The 22,067-nt window shown below is 43.3% G+C and carries 17 protein-coding genes; 11 read left to right on the top strand and 6 right to left on the bottom strand.

The window, feature by feature from the left end; translation table 11 throughout:
- Positions 1–135: 135 nt before the first annotated feature.
- Together nifJ and HMPREF0671_RS00610 are read right to left on the bottom strand one after the other, a co-directional pair.
- On the bottom strand, positions 136–3,702 hold the full coding sequence (nifJ, locus tag HMPREF0671_RS00615) for a pyruvate:ferredoxin (flavodoxin) oxidoreductase (RefSeq protein WP_036895968.1): 3,567 nt from the start codon (positions 3,700–3,702) through the stop codon (positions 136–138).
- A 46-nt stretch (positions 3,703–3,748) separates the two neighbouring features.
- Positions 3,749–4,936, bottom strand: a complete 1,188-nt coding sequence (locus HMPREF0671_RS00610; RefSeq protein ID WP_036895998.1) for an ATP-binding protein — start codon at positions 4,934–4,936, stop codon at positions 3,749–3,751.
- Between the two features lie 243 nt (positions 4,937–5,179).
- Between HMPREF0671_RS00610 and HMPREF0671_RS00605 the strand changes: the two genes are divergently transcribed.
- The 3 genes from HMPREF0671_RS00605 to HMPREF0671_RS00595 all read left to right on the top strand — a co-directional run bounded on the left by HMPREF0671_RS00605 (position 5,180) and on the right by HMPREF0671_RS00595 (position 7,069).
- Complete coding sequence (locus tag HMPREF0671_RS00605; protein WP_036895966.1) at positions 5,180–6,265, top strand: hypothetical protein; 1,086 nt, start codon at positions 5,180–5,182, stop codon at positions 6,263–6,265.
- A gap of 256 nt (positions 6,266–6,521) precedes the next feature.
- A complete protein-coding gene (locus HMPREF0671_RS00600) occupies positions 6,522–6,773 on the top strand; it encodes a hypothetical protein (protein ID WP_036895965.1) in 252 nt (83 codons plus the stop codon).
- Complete coding sequence (locus tag HMPREF0671_RS00595; RefSeq protein WP_036895963.1) at positions 6,770–7,069, top strand: hypothetical protein; 300 nt, start codon at positions 6,770–6,772, stop codon at positions 7,067–7,069. Before HMPREF0671_RS00600 ends, HMPREF0671_RS00595 begins: the two co-directional genes overlap by 4 nt.
- A 50-nt stretch (positions 7,070–7,119) precedes the next feature.
- On the opposite strand, the gene prmA is transcribed toward HMPREF0671_RS00595, so the two are convergent.
- Positions 7,120–7,977, bottom strand: a complete 858-nt coding sequence (prmA, locus tag HMPREF0671_RS00590; RefSeq protein ID WP_036895961.1) for a 50S ribosomal protein L11 methyltransferase — start codon at positions 7,975–7,977, stop codon at positions 7,120–7,122.
- Between the two features lie 143 nt (positions 7,978–8,120).
- Between prmA and HMPREF0671_RS00585 the strand changes: the two genes are divergently transcribed.
- The 7 genes from HMPREF0671_RS00585 to HMPREF0671_RS00555 all read left to right on the top strand — a co-directional run bounded on the left by HMPREF0671_RS00585 (position 8,121) and on the right by HMPREF0671_RS00555 (position 18,429).
- Positions 8,121–9,080, top strand: coding sequence for a hypothetical protein (locus HMPREF0671_RS00585; protein ID WP_036895960.1), 960 nt, complete (start codon positions 8,121–8,123; stop codon positions 9,078–9,080).
- 59 nt (positions 9,081–9,139) lie between these two features.
- Positions 9,140–10,720 carry an OmpP1/FadL family transporter gene (locus HMPREF0671_RS00580; RefSeq protein ID WP_036895958.1) on the top strand — a complete coding sequence of 527 codons (1,581 nt, stop codon included), beginning with the start codon at positions 9,140–9,142 and terminating at the stop codon, positions 10,718–10,720.
- 173 nt (positions 10,721–10,893) lie between these two features.
- Positions 10,894–12,186 carry an MATE family efflux transporter gene (locus HMPREF0671_RS00575; protein ID WP_036895957.1) on the top strand — a complete coding sequence of 431 codons (1,293 nt, stop codon included), beginning with the start codon at positions 10,894–10,896 and terminating at the stop codon, positions 12,184–12,186.
- Positions 12,177–13,454: a DNA recombination protein RmuC gene (gene rmuC, locus HMPREF0671_RS00570; RefSeq protein ID WP_036895954.1), complete on the top strand. Its 1,278-nt coding sequence runs from the start codon at positions 12,177–12,179 to the stop codon at positions 13,452–13,454. Before HMPREF0671_RS00575 ends, rmuC begins: the two co-directional genes overlap by 10 nt.
- Positions 13,455–13,606: 152 nt before the next feature.
- A complete protein-coding gene (locus tag HMPREF0671_RS00565) occupies positions 13,607–15,874 on the top strand; it encodes an aconitate hydratase (RefSeq protein WP_036895952.1) in 2,268 nt (755 codons plus the stop codon).
- Positions 15,875–15,888: 14 nt separating this feature from the next.
- On the top strand, positions 15,889–17,070 hold the full coding sequence (gene icd, locus HMPREF0671_RS00560; protein WP_036895950.1) for an NADP-dependent isocitrate dehydrogenase: 1,182 nt from the start codon (positions 15,889–15,891) through the stop codon (positions 17,068–17,070).
- 12 nt (positions 17,071–17,082) lie between these two features.
- Positions 17,083–18,429: a citrate/2-methylcitrate synthase gene (locus HMPREF0671_RS00555; RefSeq protein WP_036895949.1), complete on the top strand. Its 1,347-nt coding sequence runs from the start codon at positions 17,083–17,085 to the stop codon at positions 18,427–18,429.
- Positions 18,430–18,615: 186 nt separating this feature from the next.
- Here the strand turns inward: HMPREF0671_RS00555 and HMPREF0671_RS00550 are convergent, their stop codons facing one another.
- The 3 genes from HMPREF0671_RS00550 to HMPREF0671_RS00540 are packed head-to-tail and all read right to left on the bottom strand — an operon-like array spanning position 18,616 to position 21,051.
- The gene (locus HMPREF0671_RS00550; RefSeq protein WP_036895947.1) at positions 18,616–18,750 is read right to left on the bottom strand and encodes a hypothetical protein; all 135 of its coding nucleotides are present in this window, start codon (positions 18,748–18,750) and stop codon (positions 18,616–18,618) included.
- Between the two features lie 10 nt (positions 18,751–18,760).
- Positions 18,761–20,197, bottom strand: a complete 1,437-nt coding sequence (locus tag HMPREF0671_RS00545) for a DUF4270 domain-containing protein (RefSeq protein WP_036895945.1) — start codon at positions 20,195–20,197, stop codon at positions 18,761–18,763.
- Positions 20,198–20,238: 41 nt separating this feature from the next.
- Positions 20,239–21,051 carry a glycogen/starch synthase gene (locus tag HMPREF0671_RS00540; RefSeq protein ID WP_036895942.1) on the bottom strand — a complete coding sequence of 271 codons (813 nt, stop codon included), beginning with the start codon at positions 21,049–21,051 and terminating at the stop codon, positions 20,239–20,241.
- Positions 21,052–21,214: 163 nt separating this feature from the next.
- Between HMPREF0671_RS00540 and panC the strand changes: the two genes are divergently transcribed.
- Positions 21,215–22,066, top strand: coding sequence for a pantoate--beta-alanine ligase (panC, locus tag HMPREF0671_RS00535; RefSeq protein WP_036895940.1), 852 nt, complete (start codon positions 21,215–21,217; stop codon positions 22,064–22,066).
- The last annotated feature ends 1 nt before the right edge of the window (position 22,067 follow it).

Genomic DNA, 22,067 nt, shown 5'->3' with positions numbered 1-22,067 from the left:
TTTAATTGATTAATAAATTGCTACAAATATAGGCCATTTTTAGATGCGTTGCACTTTCTTTGAGTTAATAATAACAAAAAAGAGAGCTGTAAAATGATTTACAGCCCTCTTCGATAGTTATTTTATCTGAATTGCTTAAATGGTTTCAGACCAATCTTCCTTCGTCTTACGAACGTAGCTCTGGTAGCGTAGCTTAGCCATTTGCTCGGCAGCAGCAAACAATTCTTCTGCCTCATTAGGATAAGCTTTCTGTACAGAAAGGTAGCGTACCTCGCCTAAGAGGAAGTCGCGGAACTTGCTCCAGTCAGGCTCTTTAGAGTCGAGTGAGAACGGGTTCTTTCCTTCTTCAGCCAATTGAGGATTGTAACGCCACAAGTGCCAGTAGCCACTTTCAACTGCGCGACCCTCTTCGGCTTGGCTCTTGCCCATACCACCCTTAGCTTTCAAGCCGTGGTTGATACAAGGAGCGTAAGCGATAACCAATGATGGTCCGGGATAAGCTTCAGCTTCGCGGATGGCCTTCAAGGTCTGTGCTTGGTCTGCACCCATTGCAATCTGAGCTACATATACGTATCCGTAGGTTGTTGCCATGAGTCCGAGATCCTTCTTACGGATTCTCTTACCTTGAGCAGCAAACTGTGCGATAGCACCCAGAGGAGTCGATTTAGATGACTGACCACCGGTGTTAGAGTAAACCTCTGTATCTAATACGAGGATATTTACGTCTTCACCAGAAGCAATTACGTGGTCGAGACCACCGTAACCAATGTCGTATGAAGCACCGTCACCACCGATAATCCACTGTGAACGCTTCACCAAATAGTGGTCAAGTGTCTTCAACTCAGCGCATGTGGGGCATCCGTTGGCAGCACCTTCAGCAATCATTGGCTTCAACTTTGCAGTAGCTTCTTTAGAAGCAGCGGCATCGTCCTTACCGTCAATCCATGCTTGAGCAGCCTCTTTGAACTCTGTTGGAGTATCGTCTTTAGCAATAAGCTCATTCAACAGCAGTGTGATGCGCTCTTTCATCTTCTTGTTTCCGAGTGCCATACCCATACCGAACTCGCAGAAGTCTTCGAACAATGAGTTGTCGAAAGCAGGACCTTGTCTGTTTTCATTAGTGGTATAAGGAGTAGAAGGCAAAGAAGCTGAGTAGATAGAAGAACATCCTGTAGCGTTGGCAATCATCTCTCTGTCGCCAAAGAGCTGAGAAATCAACTTCACATAAGGAGTCTCACCACAACCGGCACAAGCACCTGAGAACTCAAACAAGGGTTGAGCGAACTGTGAATTCTTCACATTGCTCTGTACATCTATCATGTGTTGCTTGCTCTTTACGTTCTTTGCGAGGTAGTTCCAGTTGTCAATCTGCTTCTGTTCGTGTGTGAATGGAACCATAGCAAGAGCCTTACCCTGCTTGTTACCGGGACAAACGTCAGCACAGTTACCACAACCTACACAGTCGAGTGTGCTTACCTGAATGCGGAAGTGCATACCTGCCATAGGCTTTGGAACCTTCATTTCGAGTGTCTTATCGTCGAAGCCCTTCAGCTCTTCTTCGTCGAGAACAAACGGACGGATACATGCGTGAGGACAAACATAGGCACACTTGTTACACTGGATACAGTTTTCGGCAGTCCACTCTGGGTGGAATGCTTCAACACCGCGCTTCTCGAATGCAGAAGAACCATTTGTCATGGTACCGTCAACCATGTCGTATTTAACGAAATCTGAAACCTTCAAGAGGTCGCCTACTTGTCCGTTGATAGGACGAACAATCTCCTTGATGTATGCGGGAGCATTGTCTGTAGTGTCTTCAGCGTCGTCTGCGAGGTTAGCCCAAGCTGGGTCAACAGCCAATTGCTTGTATTCACCACCACGATCTACGGCAGCGTAGTTCTTCTCAACGACATCTTGTCCCTTTGTTCCGTATGACTTCACGATGAATTTCTTCATCTGTTCTACAGCCAAATCAACAGGGATAACCTCTGTGATACGGAAGAATGCACTTTGGAGGATAGTGTTGGTACGGTTACCCAGACCAATTTCCTGTGCAATCTTGGTTGCATTGATATAGTAAACTGTGATGTTATTCTGTGCGAAGTAACGCTTAATCTTGTTAGGAATGAAGTTAGCAAGTTCTTCACCTTCGAAGATTGTGTTCAAAAGGAATGTTCCGTTCTTCTGCAAACCGCGGATAACATCGTACATTCTCAAGTAAGCCTGAACGTGACAAGCCACGAAGTTAGGTGTATTTACCTGATAAGTAGAGTGGATTGGAGAATCTCCGAAGCGCAAGTGAGAGCATGTGAAGCCTCCAGACTTCTTAGAGTCGTAAGAGAAGTAAGCCTGACAATGCTTGTCGGTGTTATCACCAATGATCTTCACAGAGTTCTTATTAGCACCTACAGTACCATCGGCTCCAAGTCCATAGAACTTAGCTTCAAACATACCTTCGCCACCCATAGGAATCTCTTCAATCAAAGGAAGCGATGTAAAGGTAACATCATCAACGATACCTACGGTGAAATGATCCTTAGGCTCAGCTAATTCGAGGTTGTTGAATACAGAGATAATGTGAGCAGGAGTGGTATCTGAAGACCCCAAACCATAGCGACCACCAACGATCAGAGGCTTGTTTTCTACATCATAGAATGCACTCTTTACGTCCAGATACAATGGTTCTCCTTCAGCTCCCGGCTCTTTGGTACGGTCAAGAACAGCAATGCGCTTAACAGTCTCAGGCACAGCAGCGAGCAAATGCTTAACAGAGAATGGACGATAGAGGTGTACTGAAATCATACCCACCTTCTTTCCTTGCTTCATCTGATAGTCGATAGCCTCGCGAGCAGCCTCAGTTGCAGAACCCATCAAGATGATAATGTTCTCAGCATCCTTTGCTCCATAGTAGTTAAAGAGGTGGTATTCACGACCGGTAATATCTGAAATCTTAACCAAATAGTCTTCTATTACTTCGGGAATGTTTTCATAATACTGGTTGCAAGCTTCACGATGAGTGAAGAAAGTCTCTGGATTTTCAGCGGTACCACGTGTTACTGGGCGCTCAGGAGAGAGTGCACGGTCGCGGAAACGCTTGATATCTTCTGGGTCAAGGAGCTTAGCTACCTCGTCTTGATCGATTTGTTCAATCTTGTGATACTCGTGAGATGTGCGGAAACCATCAAAGAAATTGATGAAAGGAATGCTTGTCTTCAGAGTCGCAAGATGAGGAACTGCGGTCAAATCCATCACTTCTTGAACTGATCCGGAGCAGAACATAGCGAAGCCAGTCTGCCTACAAGCCATGACATCTGAATGGTCTCCGAAGATACAGAGAGAGTGTGTAGCGATTGTACGAGCTGATACGTCGAATACACAAGGTAACATCTCGCCCGCAATCTTGTACATATTAGGAATCATCAACAGCAAACCTTGAGATGCAGTGAATGTTGTTGTCAACGCACCTGCTTGTAGAGAACCGTGCAAAGCACCGGCTGCACCACCCTCAGATTGCATTTCCTGAACTGTCACCGTTTGACCGAACAGGTTCTTACGACCCTTGGCTGCCCAAGTATCTACGTGTTCTGCCATCGGAGATGATGGTGTGATAGGGTAGATCGCTGCTACTTCTGAGAACATGTAGCTCACATGAGCGGCTGCTTCGTTACCATCACAAGTGATAAACTTTTTTTCTTTAGCCATTTTATTGCAGATAAAATATTAATGAATTGTTTTTGTATATATTTACTTAATACAGAAAACCCAATAGCCATAAAGGTATTCTGTTGTCTTTTCCTATTTCAGTATTGTAGCGCGCATAGAATGTATCAGGGTTGTATCTTACCTTATGTTCGCTCTTAGCGTCGCATACTCTAAACTTTAAATCGTTGTCTACGATGAAGTGTTGGTTCTTGCTCCCTTGGTTTACGAGGTGATCTTTCCACAATGCATTCACAAAGAAAGTCTCCATCATGTCCTGCTGGTTTACTTTAATTGGATAGATGGCATGCATGAGATTAGAATTGTGGAGCATCACCTTCGACGGTTTTTTGGGGAAATCTTGCCCCACTGGATAGATGATATTGATGAGTCGAGCGTCTGCCAAATACTTGATGTAGTTCATGACAGTGGCTCTACTGGTGTTGATTTCTTCTGCGAGATTGCTGATGTTGGGCGCTTTTGAACCATCAAGTGCTAATAGATAGAACAGTTTCTTTATCTTTGTGAGGTATTTAAGTTCTATCTGTTTAATCAAGAGAATATCCACTTCCGTCATCATATTCATGGTCTTGAGCAGATTTTCCGAGAAATTTCTGTTCTCAAGGAAGAATGGATAGAAGCCATGATGCAAATAATCGGGGAAGAATTTCATCGGACTCACCTTTGGCAGAATCTCTTTGACGATGTGCTCGTGATTCTCCAAGATGTCGGACAAGGTATAGGGAGTGAATGAATTACCCGTTAATAGGTTGATATATTCACGAAACGAGAATCCACGCAGATTGTAACTTTTTACTATACCATTAAGTTCTGGATTTTCCTCCTTTAATCTCATGACACTACTACCTGTAAAGATAATCTTAAGTGCGGGATAATTGTCGTAGCATTTTTTGAGTTCCGAACTCCAATTTGGCTGCTTAAAGACTTGGTCTATCAGCAAAACCCTACCTCCTCTGTCTATGAAATCGCCTGCAAAATCGGCAATCCCTCTACCTTGGAAGTAGAAATTGTTCATGTTGATATACAAGCATTGACGGTCGTCTAACTCGAAATGGTCTTTCGCATATTGCAAAAGGAAAGTTGTCTTCCCTACACCACGCATTCCTTTGATACCAATCATACGGTCGGACCAGTCTATTTCGTCCATCAAAGTGCGATGCACCGGGGCGTTCGTATGTTCTACCAAATATTTATGCGTGCTGAAGAAAGCTTCCATATTTGCCTTGTCAGTTCTTGTATCTATATTCTGTGCAAAGATAATCAATATTTCCAAATTTGCAAACTCTAGATAGCAAAATATGCTAAATGCTCGAAAATAATATATCGTATAAAAGAGGTGGCAAAATCGTTGCGGCGAATTGAAATCAAGGAAAAAATATTTTGAAGTTGAAATGTGGTTCTAAATGCTATTCCTTCGACGGAATATTACTACTTTTGCACTGCTTTTTCTGAATACAAGATGAAATTACATATATTCAATCCCGAACACGATTTGGCTCTAGCAGCTAATATCCCAAACTTTACCGCACCCCATGCAGCTCGCCAACTCCGTGCCGATTTAGACTTCTTGCCGGCTCTGTGGGCTGCCGATGGCGACTTGGTATTGGTGGAAGATGTTGATTCTGTAATGCGCCGCACGCGCCATTTACGTCGCTATATGGCCGAGGTGGAGTTTGTTACGCCCCAAATACTTGGCTCTCAAACCTCAGGTCAAGTGGATATTCAACCTTGGGGACAAGATATAGCGCTTAATTATCAGCTGCAACAGATGAATCCGATGCTTGCCAACAGTGTTTTGTCCGACTTTCAACTGGGGCAACAACGACAAATCAGCGGGCGCCCATGGGCGGCTAAACATTTGTTACCGATATTGGCGGAGTATGGTGGTACGGTAGGTAAGTCGTGGATAGTGACGAATATGGAGAGTCTGCGTGGAGTTGTAGACGGTGGTGGTGACTTTGTGTTGAAAGCGCCTTGGAGCAGTAGCGGGCGCGGAAATCGCTATTGGTTGTCCGACCGTGAGGTAGATAATCACTTGTTGGGATGGTGCGATAACATTATCCGAAAGCAGCATGCCTTAATGGTTGAGCCGCTTTACAATAAGGTTTTGGATTTCGGGGCAGAATTTTATGCATCGGGTAATGGCTGTGTCGAATATCTCGGTTTGAGCATGTTCCGTACTGTGCATGGCGTGTATCGTGGCAATTTGCTCATGTCTGAGAGGCAGAAAGAAGAAGTGTTGGAAAGTTATATATCTGCCGACCTGATGTCGAAAGTGCGAAATAGAATAGCGTTGTTAATGGGTGAATTACTCGGTAATACCTATATCGGGCCGTTCGGAGTAGATATGATGGTGGTAAGCGGGGCGAAGAAGGGCAAGCCTTTCGATGATTTCTTGTTGCATCCAATGGTAGAACTCAATCTGAGACGCACCATGGGGCACGTAGCTTTGAGTCTGTCTGAGCATCTAAATCATGAAGAAAAACGTGTCATGGTGATAGATTATTCCGACCGTTATTGCTTGCATGTGGTCAAAATACATTGATATTTTCTTCCTGACTTCTTATTCTTTATTTCTCATTCCTTATTCCTTGGTTTGCTGCAAGGGCTTGGCAATTTTGCTGCATAGGCCGAACAGCATTGCTGAAAAGGCTATACAGTAAGTTTGCTGCTACTTGGCAGCAAATTGATTGCTTCATAAGTCAGTTGACGAATAGGTACATCTAGATAGAATTATTACCACTTTTTTGTATATATCATATATATGTTATATATTTGTGGTGGCTTAAATAGATAGAATTATGGCAACAACTGCATTACAACCAAAGAGAAAAATTATAGATCTTAGCGGTGAAACTTTTCGTTCACTGTCTGTTATGGCAGCCAATAGGGGTACGAATCTAAAAAACTTTATTGAAGGATTGCTTGATAAAGTTGCCGAAGAATATGACGAAAATAAGCAATACGCTTGGCTTGCAGAAAATGTTCCAGAAGGCAAGGAAATGTTAGATGAAGAAGAACAGGCTGATTTTGAGAAGTGGTTGGGTATATGAAAGTAAAGTATTCTAAAGCTTTTGAAAAGTCAGCGAGGTTATTATCGGGTAAAAGTTTGAAGAGTCTATCAAGCATGCTTGCAGAGGTTAAGCATGCAGAGAGTCTTTCTGATATAACCGACAGTATCAAACTAACTAATTTCAAGAATACATACCGAATCCGTATCGGCAGTTACAGAGCTTTCTTCACTTGCCATATAGAAGTGGTTGATGATGTTGTGTACTTTGAATATCTAGTATCTCGTGGGCAAGCATATTCCAAAGAGATGGAAAAGAAATTAAAAGCAAAGGATTAGAATTTAGAGCTCTATAACGTGTCCCGCAACTATATCCCCTTGCTTATGTCTTAATTTCCAAATACCAAACAACACCAATTGTCCTTATCTGTTGTAGATAGGAACTCCAAATCGTTTTCTTTAGCTTTCTGTATTAGTACTTCTGTGTCTTCAGTGTAGAAACCGCTCAAGATGAGTTTAGCATTACTGCCCATCACATCTTTGAAGTTGTGCATATCGTCAAGCAAAATGTTACGGTTGATGTTGGCTAATACGATGTCGAAAACGCCACAAACATGCGATAAAACACTTGAGTTACCTTGTAGGACAGTTAGATTTTCCACTCCGTTCAACTTCGCGTTGTGCTCTGTGTTCTTTGCACTCCATTCGTCAATATCATATCCTACGATTTCGCGCGCTCCTAGTTTGGCAGCAACGATACCTAAGATGCCTGTGCCACAACCGCAGTCTAGCACGCGCTTCTGCGATAAATCCAACTGTAGGAGTTGTGAAACAATCATCTGTGTAGTTTGGTGTGTGCCCGAACCGAAAGCTTGTATCGGTTCAATGCCAATTTCCATTTCTGTCAGCTTTGGTGCTTCTGTGGTGTGTTTGGCATCGTATATCGTAATTTTGTCATCAACGCTGATGGGTGAAAAGCCTTGGTCTTCCCATTCCTGATTCCAATTTTTATCTTCAACTTTCTCTACGGTGTAAGCGATATGAGCTCCTTCCAGTGGCAATTGGTCAATTTGTTGCTTGACGATTTCGTCATGGAACAGGTCTTCTTGAATATATCCGTTGATACCGTTTTCTGTGTCTTCAAAGGCTTCAAAGCCTATTTCGCCCATCGAATCGGCAAGAAGTTCGCTAGCAGTTTGTTTTAGTTCGCCTGCAGTGATATTGAATTTAACGATTATATATTTCACGTTGTGGTTTAATTTGTGTGCAAATATATAAAAAATAGGGAAAAACCTATCATGAGATAGGGAATTTCCTTATATTTGCATATAAAATAATAGATACTTTTGTATTAGTATAAAGCGAAATATAACTAAAAAGGAGCATCAATATGAAAAAGTTATTTTTTGTTTCAATTTTAGCTTCGTTCTTGCCATTATCACTGATGGCGCAGGATGATGACCTCTACTTCACTGCGAAGAAGAGTGCTGAAACAACCGATACTTATCCCAAGACCGACAATAAAAATGCCTACTATGTAGGCAGTAAGCGCGATGTTGATGAGTATAATCGGCATGGTAAGTCGTGGAGTCTGTATCAGAAGGTTGGTGAAGACGGGAAAGGTAATGATATTATCCAATTCCAAAAGGGCAATGGAGTTTATCCCGATTCTACGTATATTGATACGACTTTCGTAGGTAAATATTACGACACCATTGTAGATGATGACGATTATGCCTATACACGTCGTATGTCTAGGTGGGATGGATACTATGGTTGGTATTCTCCATGGTACTATAGCAGCTGGGGATATGGCCCTTGGTATGGTGCTTATGGTCCTTGGCGCACTGCGTGGGGATGGTACGACCCTTGGTATTCGTCTTATTATTATGGTGGATGGGGATGGTATGATCCTTGGTACTATGGCGGTATGTATGCCGGATGGGGCTATCCTTACCGCGGCTATTGGGGCTACTGGGACTATCCCGGCTATAGAGGTGTGTATGCGGTAGACCGTCCGAGCAACGGCGTACGCAATTATAGTTTCCCTAATCATGGTGGAGCTACGGCATCTTCTCGCAATGGTGTGCGCACTTATTCGCGTAACAATGCTTCCGGACGTGCCATCTCGCCAAATCGTTCTAGCTCGAATAGTAACTTCGGACAGCGTTCGTTTGGTTCACGTAGCTACACTCCGCGTATGGATAGTGGTATGTCTAGAGGCGGCGGCTCGTTCTCTGGTGGCGGTAGCTTCGGTGGTGGAGCACGCTCAGGTGGTGGCTCGTTCTCTGGTGGAGGAAACTTTGGTGGCGGCAACTTCGGCGGTGGTGGTCATTTCGGACATCGTTAAAGCTACGTCGCTCAATAAATATAGTATTAGCTTAAATAAAGAAACAGCTTGTAACAATCATGAATATTAAATATTACTCATTGGCTGCGATGCTATCATTGTCGTTGCCGATATTAGCACAAGAAACCTATCAAGATACAAAGTTGATAGATAATGATTTGAATGGGACTGCTCGTTATGTTGGTATGGGTGGTGCGATGGAAGCTTTAGGAGCTGATATTTCCACCATCAGTACAAACCCTGCTGGTCTAGGATTATTCCGTCGTAGTCAGCTTTTGATTTCCGGTGGCTTGGTAAGTCAGCAAGATGCCAAGACGAGTTTGCCTCGCGATAATTTCCGTTTCGATGGTAAGAAGACCAATATGAGTTTCGATCAGCTAGGTTTTGTGTGGTCGAACCGTTATGGTCGTAAGTCGTTTGTGAACGTAGGTTTCAACTATCATAAGAGTCGTAACTTCGATCAGATTCTCTCGGCGATGAATACGCTGACCAATGCATCGCAGAATAAGAACACAGCACGTAAATATGACTATGGTAAAGAACTGAAGTCTAAGTACGGACAAGATGTTGCCAACATGATATGGAACGGTGTGGATGCTGGTTATGCTCAAATGTTGCCTTATGATAAAACCAATGATGTCTATGGTTACTACAATGCTACTGGTTTCATGTTTGGCCAATATCAGAAAGGCTATATCGGCGAATACGACTTCAATATCAGTGGAAATATCAACGACCGTGTATATCTTGGCTTGACACTTGGCTATCACGACGTGCATTACCGTACAAATAGTTTCTACACAGAAGACTTGGCTGCGACCGATAAAGCGATAGCCAACACGTGGGAAAGCCTTAAAATAACAGGCTCAGGCTTTGATATTAAATTCGGTGGAATCTTCCGTCCGGTGGCTGATTCACCTTTTAGAGTAGGCGTATACATCAATACTCCCATCTTCTACGACTTGGATATGACAACTAATACACAGATGGAGATGGGTACACCTGATAACAATATGTCGGCCAACCATAGCTCTTCTTATAGTTACAAACTGTACACGCCATGGAAGTTTGGCTTGAGTTTAGGTCATACGGTAGGTAACTATTTGGCTCTAGGTGCCACTTATGAATATGCAGACTATGGAACCATCAATAACAGATTGAACACCGGCTCTTATTACGATGGATGGAGTACCTACGAAACAACGAGCAAAGATGCAAAGATGAATGCTCATACCAGTTCTGCTTTGAAGGGCGTTTCTACGTTGAAGTTGGGTGTTGAGTTCAAACCGGTAAAAGATTGGGCTGTTCGTGTAGGTTATAACTATCTGTCACCGATGTTCAATAAGAAAGCTGTACGCGATGGTTCGGTTATTTCTCCGGGTACAATGAATGCTTCATCTACAGATTATACCAACTGGAAATCGACCAACCGGTTTACTTGTGGTGTAGGTTATACAGTGAAGAAGTTCAATATAGACTTGGCTTATCAGTATAGTGCACAGAGTGGTGATTTCTATCCATTCATGCCGTATTACTATAATGCAGACGAGAGTGCGCATCCTGAGAACAATGTTGCCGATGCGACAAAAGTTAACTTCAAGCGCCATCAGTTGCTTCTGACTTTGGGTTATCGCTTCTAAAGAGACACTCGTAGAGTTGGAACTGACTTAAAATAGAAAATTAGTTTTTTTAGTGGTTAATTTAGTTTTAGTAAGTATGTGAGAGACTTGTCGCGAGACAGGTCTCTTTTCGTTTGAAATAAGTAAGACTATATTTGCATTCTTGGGTCTTTTTTTCGTATATTTGCAATACAATGAAACCGATAGATAGGCGCATACTTCAACTAGCCGTTCCCTCCATCATCTCTAATATCACCGCCCCATTACTGGGTATGGTCGATTTAGCGATAGTTGGTCATCTCGGCGATGTGGCTCTTATCGGTGCTATTGCGGTGGGTTCAATGATATTCAATGTGATGTATTGGCTGCTTGGTTTCTTAAGAATGGGAACCAGCGGTATGACTTCGCAGGCATTGGGAAAGCGAGACTTCCAAGAAGTAATGACGCTGTGGCTGAGTTCTATGGCTGTGGGCATGGGCTTAGGATGTCTCCTCATTCTGCTGCAATGGCCCATTAGCCAACTCTCTTTTATAGCGATTCACCCCTCAGATAATATTTGGCAGTTTGTAGAAACCTATTTCAAGATTTGTATATGGGGCGCTCCTGCCATGCTAGGACTCTATGGATTGACCGGCTGGTATATCGGAATGCAGAATACGCGAGTACCGATGCTTGTGTCGATAGTACAGAATGTGGTGAATATCGTGGCCAGTCTGATTTTAGCACTAGGCTTGGATATGAAATTGGAGGGTGTGGCGCTCGGAACGGTAATAGCCCAATGGACTGGTTTTCTGCTTTCTCTGTTGATTTGGTTCCGGTACTATGGAAAGCTTAAAGGTTATATGACCGGTGTTCATCTGACGGGCAACTTTTTTACAGTGAACCGAGATTTATTCCTACGTACTGTATTTTTGGTGTCTGTCAATCTGTTTTTTGTTTCGGCGGGAGCACGGAGTGGCGATGTGGTATTGTCGGCTAATACGCTGTTGATGACGCTTTATACCCTGTTCTCTTATATTATGGATGGCTTTGCCTTTGCCGGTGAAGCGCTTGGCGGTAAGAGTTATGGTCGGCAAGATCGCGCTGAATTTAATGAGGTCTGTCGTCGTTTAGCTTTATGGGGTGGCGGTATGGTGGTCTTGTTCACCTTATTATATATAGCGGGTGGGCACTTATTGCTCAGCTTGTTGACCTCTGATGCTGCCGTACTGGCTGTTACTGATAGTTATATGGGATGGGCATTGCTGATTCCTGTTGCCGGTGTCGGGGCTTTCATATTAGATGGTATCTTTGTGGGATTGACTGCAACGCGAGGTATGATAGTCTCGTCGTTTTTGTCGACGATGTTGTTTTTGGTTGTTTATTTCGCAGGAATGAATGTTTGGAGTAATCACGCTCTGTGGCTAGCGTTTATTCTTTATCTGTTGAATCGTGGTGTTGTACAATTTATTTGGTTGAAAAAAATAAATCGAGTTATATGGAAATAGTTTATCTATTAATAGGTTTGGTAATTGGAGCATTGGTGGCTTATCTGGTTCTTAAGAGCAAAGCGCGTGAAAAATATATGAAGATGCTCATGGAACAGCAGCAAGAAACCAATATGGTCAAGCTGGAACTGGAACGTACCAATACTCAACTGGAAGAAGAGCGGAAGCATAATGAAAAGGAAACCGCACTGCGACAAGAGCAGATGAATCAACAGTTGGAAACGGTAAGGGAACAATTGGTGAACGCTGCTAATAAGATTTTGGACCAGACGACAGACAAATTGAAAGGACAGAACGTGGAGTCTATGGGGCATCTGACGAAGCCTTTGATTGACAATATGGCTCAATTGGAGCAGGCTATTCATCGTACTAACCAAGAAACTGCGAAGAATACGGCTTCCTTATCACAGCAGTTGAAGTCGATGGTAGAGCATACCGACAAGATAGATGCTACCGCTACGCGACTTGCAAACGTGATGAGAGGAGCTAATAAAGTGCAAGGATCGTGGGGCGAATTGGCTCTACAAAATCTTTTGGACAGCCAAGGATTGCGTTTAGGTATTGACTATGACATTCAACAAACAATTACCGACGAGAAGGGAATGGTGATTCTGAATGAGGATAGTGGTCGGCGTATGATTCCCGATGTGATACTTCATTATCCAAATAACGAAGATGTGGTCATCGATTCCAAGATGAGTATTGATGCTTATTCGAAGTACATGAATGAGGAAAATGAGGAGTTGAAGCGGAAATATGCCGACGAAGTAGTTCGCAGTATTCGTACTCAGTATCAGAGTCTTGTGAAGAAAGACTATAGTCGGTATATCAAGAAGCCACGAAGAGCTATTGATTTCGTAATTATGTATGTACCTTATGATGGTGCGTTGCAGCTGGCTTTGGAGACAGATCCGAAACTTTGGAGTGAAGCTTTCGACAAGCAAGTGTTCATAACTAGCCAACAGAACCTGATGGCTATATTGAAAATCATTCAGATAGCTTGGCGACAATACTCGCAAACTGAAAACCAGAAGAAGACGTTTGAGTTGGCTGAAGAGATGTTAAAGCGCGTTGGTGACTTCATCAAGAAGTTTGATAAGCTCGGCAAAGACATTGATACGCTCCACAATGATTATACGGAGGTTTATAAAAAAGCGTATACCGGTAGACAGAGTATTGTGCAAAAGGCGAATGAATTGAAAGAACTAGGGGTGAAAGAGACAGCAACTCATCCTATTCCCACAACGGTAGCTGAACTAGAAGAATAGCTAACAAGATGTCGATAATTGCATATTAATACGACATATTTTTCGTTTTCATCAAATAATTGTTTCAATTTGGTGAAATAAAAGCGTTTGTAGTTATAGATAATTTTATTTTTGTATATTTGCAAAAATGAATTATTAAATAGCGAGAAGATATGATACTAGACATTGATATGCTACAATCGTTCTACTCTTCCTATGTAGGGAGGGTTCAAAAAGCCAAGGAGAAGATTCGCCGTCCGCTTACTTATGCAGAGAAAGTATTGTTTGCTCATCTATATGATATAGCAGATTTGAAGCCTTATAAGCGTGGAGTAGACTATGTGAACTTTCGTCCTGATAGGGTAGCGATGCAAGATGCGACCGCTCAAATGGCTGTATTGCAGTTTATGAATGCCGGAAAGAGTCGTGTAGCAGTTCCTGCTAGTATTCATTGTGACCATTTGATTCGTGCGGATGTGGGTGTACAAGCCGACCTACCGCAGGCAATGAAGACCAATAAGGAGGTATATGATTTCTTGAAATCGGCTTCTCAAAAGTTTGGTATTGGTTTCTGGGGCCCCGGAGCAGGTATTATCCATCAAGTCGTTTTGGAGAATTATGCATTCCCCGGCGGCATGATGATAGGCACAGATTCGCATACTCCTAACGCTGGAGGATTGGGAATGGTGGCTGTTGGAGTCGGTGGAGCAGATGCTGTAGACGTTCTTACGGCACAACCGTGGGAACTCAAGATGCCGAAATTGATTGGTGTGAGGCTTACGGGCAAGCTTTCCGGATGGGCATCTCCTAAAGATGTCATCTTAACGATACTGGGAATATTAACGGTGAAAGGTGGTACAAACTCCATTTTGGAATACTTTGGTGAGGGATTGGACTCTATCAGTACTACCGGTAAAGCCACGATTTGCAATATGGGAGCTGAACTTGGTGCTACATGTTCTATCTTTCCATTTGATACGCAAGCCAATGATTACTTACGGAATACCGGTCGTGAGGCGGTAGCATCGCTTGCTCAACAGTGTGCCGGTGAGCTTCGGGCAGACGCAGAGGTGTATGCTTCGCCCGAAAAATTCTATGATCAACTGATAGAACTCGACCTTTCGAAGATAGAACCTCATCTGAATGGCCCATTTACACCGGATGCTGCTACGCCAATTTCTCAAATGACTGCGAAGGCATCGTCCAATGATTATCCGCTGACTGTGGAGGTTGGACTCATTGGAAGTTGCACTAATTCTAGCTATGAGGATTTATGTAGGGCTGCAAGTGTGGCTCGACAGGCTGCTGAAAAGCATATCCGGGTGAAGGCACAGTTGATTATTAATCCCGGTTCGGAGCAAATAAGATACACCGCAGAACGCGATGGTGTACTCGCAGAATTTACCAAAATAGGAGCTGTTATTATGACCAATGCGTGCGGACCATGTATTGGTCAGTGGAAAAGACATACCGATGACAACGAACGCAAGAACTCTATTGTGACCTCATTTAATCGTAATTTCCGCCGTAGAGCAGACGGAAATCCCAATACATACGCTTTTATTGGCAGTCCGGAGTTGACTATTGCCTTGGCGATAGCAGGCAGATTAGATTTTAATCCGGCTGTAGATATGTTGTTGGATGAGGATGGTCATGCCGTAAAGTTGGATGAACCAACGGGTTATGTCTTCCCTCCGAGAGGCTTTGAAGGGCAAGATAAAGGTTTTATAGCGCCTTCGGATGAGTACAATGACATCGAAGTTATCATTGATGCACAATCTAATCGCCTGCAAAAACTGGCTCCGTTTGCTGCTTGGGATGGCCAAGACTTCACAGATATGCCACTGCTTATCAAGACCCAAGGGAAGTGTACGACCGACCATATATCCATGGCTGGGCCGTGGTTGAAGTTCCGTGGACACCTGCAAAATATCTCTGATAACCTGTTAATGGGGGCTGTGAACGCCTTTAATGGGGAGAGTAATCGAGTCAAGTGCCAAGAGAACGGCGCGTATATGGAGGTCTCTTCGGCTGCGAAAGCGTATAAGGAAGTTGGTCAAGGAAGCATTATTGTAGCTGAGGATAATTACGGTGAGGGCTCTAGTAGGGAACATGCAGCCATGGAACCTCGCTTCTTGAATGTGAAAGTGGTGCTTGCTAAGAGTTTCGCTCGTATTCATGAGACCAATTTAAAGAAGCAAGGTATGTTGGCATTGACCTTTGTTGATAAGGCCGACTATGATAAAATAGGCGAAGACGACCGCATTTCTGTGATGGGACTTACCGACTTTGCGCCCAGTAAATCGCTGCGTGTAGTCGTCAAACATCCCGATGGGACGCAGGAGGAATTCCTTGCCGAACATACATATAATGCGGTTCAAGTGGCTTGGTTTAAGGCTGGGAGTGCGTTGAACTATGCAAAATTGAATGAAAACTCATAAATCTCACGACGAATATGGCAAGAGTAAGTAAGACAGGACAGACGTTGAATGTACCCGATGTGGTCACTGTTCCGTTTATAGAGGGTGACGGTGTAGGACGCGAAGTCATGCCCGTGTGCCAAAAGGTTGTTGATGCTGCCGTGAAGAAAGCCTATCACGGCGAGCTTTCTATTGAATGGCTGGAGGTTTTGGCGGGTGGAAAAGCTTTTGAGCAGACCGGCGAATGGTTGCCAAAAGCGACGATAGATGCTTTCCAAGACTACCTTATCGGCATCAAAGGACCACTGATGACGCCCATAGGTGGGGGGATTAGGTCGCTCAATGTTGCTTTGCGACAAACACTTGATTTATATGTTTGCCAACGACCGGTGCGCTATTATCAAGGAATTGTATCTCCTGTCAAGCAGCCGGAGAAGGTAGATATGTGTATATTCCGGGAGAATACGGAAGATATTTATGCCGGTATCGAGTGGGAGAGTGGCAGCGATGAGGCTCGGAAATTCTATAGATTTCTGCATGATGAGATGGGGGTAGAGAAGGTAAGATTTCCGGAAACGTCAGGATTTGGGGTGAAACCGGTGTCTCGTGAAGGCTCAGAGCGCCTTATCAGAAGTGCTATTGAATACGCTTTGGCGCATAAATTACCCTCTGTTACACTTGTACACAAAGGCAATATCATGAAGTTTACCGAGGGTGGATTTAAGAAATGGGGCTACGAACTAGCTGAACGTGAGTATGGAGATGTCCTTAAAAGCGGTGCATTGGTGGTGAAAGATTGTATCTGTGATGCTTTCCTTCAGAACGCATTATTGAAGCCTGAAGACTATAGTGTGATAGCTACGATGAACTTGAATGGCGACTATGTGAGCGACATGTTGGCTGCTCAAGTAGGGGGTATCGGCATAGCTCCGGGGGCAAATATCAACTATCACACCGGACATGCCATCTTTGAAGCCACTCATGGCATTGCTCCCGACATCGTTGGAAAGAATATCGTGAATCCATGTTCACTGATATTGTCGGCTGTGATGATGCTTGATTATTTGGGATGGAGGGAAGCTGGCGAGCTCATCAACCAAGGATTGGAATGCTTGTTCTCCCAAGGTTATGCTACGTCAGACCTAGCTAAGTTTATGCTGGAGGGCAAACCGCTTGGCACATGTGAATTCGGTGATATGCTGATAAACTCACTTTAAAACGTAAAGACAATGAAGAAAGAATATCTAATATATAAACTTAGTGACGAAGTAAAGAATTCAAGCAAGATAGACAAGGATGCTTTTGCCAAGTTTGGAGTCAAACGCGGTCTGCGTAATGAAGATGGTAGCGGTGTACTAGTGGGCTTGACGAATATCGGAAACGTTGTAGGTTATGAGCGAGATGAGGATGGTAAGCTGCAACCTACGGAGGGAAAGCTCTTCTATCGTGGCTATGAACTTGACGATTTGGTATCGCCTTTGCTTAAAGAGAAGCGTTTCGGATTTGAAGAAGTGGCCTTTCTGCTCTTGTCGGGTAAGCTACCTGATAAGGAGGAACTGGGCGCATTCAAGGAATTGCTCAACGATAATATGCCGCTAGACCATCGTACCATCGTGCATATCATTGATTTAGAAGGCTCTAATATCATGAATATTCTGGCGCGATGTGTACTAGAAATGTATACCTTCGACCCTAATCCAGATGATATTAGTCGTGATAATCTGATGCGTCAGAGTATCGAATTGATAGCTCGTTTCCCCACGGTTATCGCGTATGCTTATAATATTTACCGTCATTCTGTGCAAGGACGGAGCTTGAATATCCGCCATCCGCATGAGAATTTGAGTATTGCAGAGAACTTCCTCTATATGCTGAAGCATAAAGATTATACCGAGTTGGATGCACGAATGCTTGACTTATTGCTCATCATTCAGGCTGAACACGGTGGCGGTAATAACTCTACTTTTACAGTACGTGTTACATCTTCCACTCGCACAGATACTTATTCTAGTATTGCAGCCGGTATTGGTTCGCTGAAAGGCTCGCTACATGGAGGTGCCAATATCAAGGTAATCAATATGTTCCATCATCTGAAAGAACAGATAAAAGACTGGAAGAATGTGGACGAGATAGATACTTATCTGAACCGAATGTTGAACAAGGAAGCATACGATCATACTGGATTGATTTATGGTATTGGGCATGCAGTCTACACCATGAGTGATCCTCGCGCAGTAGAATTGAAGCGCTTGGCAGGTGAATTGGCCAAAGAGAAAGGGCGTACAGAAGAATACGACTTCCTTTGTACGCTGGAACAAGAGGGGATTAAGTGTGTCTCGGCATTCCGTAATACTACAAAACCTATTTGTGCGAATCTTGATTTCTATAGCGGATTCATCTATGAGATGATAGGATTACCACAAGAAATCTATACGCCTATCTTTGCTATGGCGCGTATTGTAGGTTGGACGGCACATCGCATTGAGGAACTTAACTACGAAGGACGGCGCATTATTCGTCCTGCTTATCGCAGTGTACAGAACCAAAGAGAATATGTAAGCATTGATAAGCGTTAATTTTTACATGCTCATTGATATAGAAAAAGAGGCGAGGAAATTATCTTTCCTCGCCTCTTTGCATTATGTTAGCAAACAAATATTGCTATAGTTGGATTGCTGCTGTGGCTTTCCACATTTGCTGTTGGGGCTTGGCAGCATTGCTGCCTGATACGAACAGCGATGTTGCCATGCCTTTGCAGTCGGCTAAAGTGCTTCGTCTTCACCTCTTGATATGTTACCCTGAGGTTTCAAGCGAGGCAATCCTCGCTTTTTACGCAGCCACTCGGCTTTTCTTTTCTCGTAGTCTTGACGCTGACGTTCCAAAAAGTTGTCTGCCATGTGTCGAGGACTATTTGAACTTACTATAGATTACATTAATCTTAATAGGTGTGTCACCTCCCACGAGTTTCGTGCTCTTGAGCGTCATATCATGATAGATACCCGATGTGACAGTCTTGGAATTGGTAGTTACTGTGGTTGACTTGACCGGTATGATGAGTACCTTGTTCCAGTTGGCAGTAGCTTTTCCTGCTTTCTTGTTATCGTACATCTTCTTGATGAGAGAGCCGATGTTGTGGAACGTGTAAGTATTGGTATAGCTTGTTGTCTTATTATCTATCTTCTTTATGTCGGCCGTAGTGAGGAATGAGGTTCTTGAATCTGTGACCTTTTTGTTCTTGAAGAATGAGTCCAAACTGTCGGACGGAATGAGCAACAATTCTTTGGGGAAGTCGAAAGCATACTTGCTTGTCGTGGTGTTGTTAAGACGTTGTAGTACGATTTCGGCCGTGTTGATAGAGTCACGCTCATGGTTCTGCATGATTTTCTCAACAGGAAGAGTCATCTCGGTATAGATTCCTGCAGGACTCTTTAGATAGGTGCACGACTTATCTGCAATGAGTGACTCGATATTTTCGTTGGTAATTTCGTTGGATTGCAATACTTCGGTCGTACCGGAGAATCTTGCCGAAGCTGTATATTTCGCAGTATCTTTGGCGGTGTAGTAGATATTCATGAGACTGGCATAGATATATACCATTGAATTTTGTCCGCTCTGAGTCTTGAAATAGAATCCCGGAAGCACATTTTTGATAAGATTGTATGAGTTCTTGAAGTATTCTGGGTGTGTATAATAAGTCTGCAAAACGTAAGTACCAAAATTCTTATAAGTCTTACCGTCGGCTGCCGTATATGGCTCGTTCAAGCTAATTTTGATATTCCTAAAATATTTTTTGTCAGCACGTTCACGCTTTGAAAGTCCTAAGTCGGTGATAGTATAAGCTTTATCAACTTTCACCCCGTTGCTACGAATCATGCCTTCGGCTTCCGGATTGAAGTTGGTGTAGTAGTCTTTGCCTTCACTATAAGGTGTCTTTAGCTCCATAGCACGTACTTTCATGATTGCCAAGGTGTCACCAAAGTAATTGTCAAAGAACAGGCGGATGTCGCAAGAGTCTGCATAAATCTGTCCATCCGTTTTGCTGATGATGTTGTCTAGAGGCGGAAGTTTGAAGTCTTCCAGCACATGGAATTGTGTCATAAAGTTGCCGGTAACGTAAGAACCAGTTTCCGTGTCCTTCACTTTTCCTAATGCTCCAAACGAACTTCGCGAGAGAACTTTATCTGCTGAGACTGATTGTGTGGTAACTTCGAAAGCATCGGTAGACACAATTATTTGGTCTCCGCTATTATTATTGAGTGATGTTCCAATTTCCTCTGTGGTACTATCGCATGCAGTAACCATCAGAACAGTAAGAATTGCACCTGCAAAAAAACTGAATTTCATACTTTGAATAGTGTGAATTAGTATTTAAGATTTGCCCCTTCTTATTCTTCAGTGGGGCAAATCTTATGATAGAATTCTGTATATGCACCTGAATAATCCTCTCCCGGATAATTCAGAATCTCTATTTTCCTGTCTTTGGCATAGCTTAATAGCTCTTGATTGACATTGGGGCCTGCCTCGATGATAGCATCGCTGTAATCAATAGCAAGCTTTCCGAGTTCTTTGAAATCAAAAGTCTCATTGTAGTTTTTCAGTAAAGAAGCTTTAGCACTACGGAACTCTACACAACTCTTGAAGTTTTTACCAAGATCGGTTTTTAACTGACTTTGGAAGAGAGAGGTAATGACTTTGGTATTGGCAAAGCATGGCTCTTCGTGGTAGGCAGTCTTGATATAGAGAGGAATGACAGCTCCCATCCATCCTTGACAGAGGATGATGTCGGGCGACCAACGCAACTTCTTGACAGTTTCGAGCACACCGCGAGCAAAGAAGATAGCTCTCTCGCCATTATCGGGGTACTCTGTGCCATCTTCGTCTTCTGTCATCTGGCGCTTCATGAAGTAATCGTCGTTGTCGATGAAGTAAACTTGAATGCGTGAAGTGGGTATAGAGGCCACCTTGATAATCAGTGGGTGGTCGGTGTCGTCGATGATAAGATTCATCCCCGATAGACGTATTACCTCGTGTAGTTGTCCGCGTCTCTCGTTTATGTTACCCCATTTAGGCATAAACGTCCTGATTTCAAAACCGCTCTCTTGTGCCTTTTGTGGGAGATCTCTTCCCATAATAGACATCTCTGATTCCGCTACATAAGGTGCAATCTCTTGGTTGATGAATAAAACTTTTTTGGCCATATAATCAAATTTATATCTTGCAAAGGTACAAAAAAAACTTCACATTATCGGTGGGGGGTAGTTTTAAAACAAGTTATTCTAGGTTTTATTGGCATATTTTTAATAATATTCTTTCCCATTTAAGAAAAAAGTTGTTATTTTGCGGTGATTAAATTTTAAGGGAATGAAAGTTTTTCATACGGTAGTTGAACTCCAGAATGAATTGTTTTTAGTGCGTAAACAGGGTAAAACGGTCGGTTTGGTACCTACTATGGGTGCACTCCATGCAGGCCACGCATCGCTCATGAAGAAGTCAGCATCCGATAATGACGTAACAGTTGTTTCTGTTTTTTTGAACCCAACTCAGTTTAATGACCCTGCTGATTTGAAGCGTTATCCACGCACTTTGGACTCGGATTGTGCTATAGCAGAGCAGAGTGGAGCCGATTACGTGTTCACTCCATCGGTAGAAGAAATGTATCCAACGCCTGATGAGCGTCACTTTGAGTTTCCGCCTGTGTCTACAGTCATGGAAGGAGCGAAGCGTCCCGGCCATTTCAATGGTGTTTGTCAGGTGGTGAGCAGGCTTTTTTATATAGCCACTCCCGACCGTGCTTATTTCGGAGAGAAGGACTGGCAGCAGATAGCTGTGGTCAAACAACTCGTTAAGTATATGGGACGTGATATTGAAATCGTGGAATGTCCGGTTATACGAGAGGCTGATGGGCTAGCTATGAGTAGTAGAAATGCGTTGCTGGCGGCTGCTGAGCGTGCTATAGCTCCAGCAATCTATAAGGCTTTGAAAGAAAGCGTGAAGTTGTCGGAAAGTAAGAGTGTGTCCGAAATCCACGATTATGTGGTATCTACCATCAATGGGGTAAACGGATTGGATGTGGAATACTTTGAAATCGTAGATGGCAACACGTTGCAGAAAGTGGGTTCTTGGGAGGATAGTCCATACGTAGTTGGCTGTATTACAGTAAATTGTGGGAAGACTCCGATTCGTTTGATAGATCATATAAAATATCGTTCATAGG

This window comes from Prevotella sp. S7 MS 2 (assembly GCF_000762865.1).
In the GTDB taxonomy this organism is placed as follows: Bacteria; Bacteroidota; Bacteroidia; order Bacteroidales; family Bacteroidaceae; genus Prevotella.
Note: the sequence above shows the minus strand (reverse complement) of the source record. Positions and strands in the feature narration are given on the sequence as shown.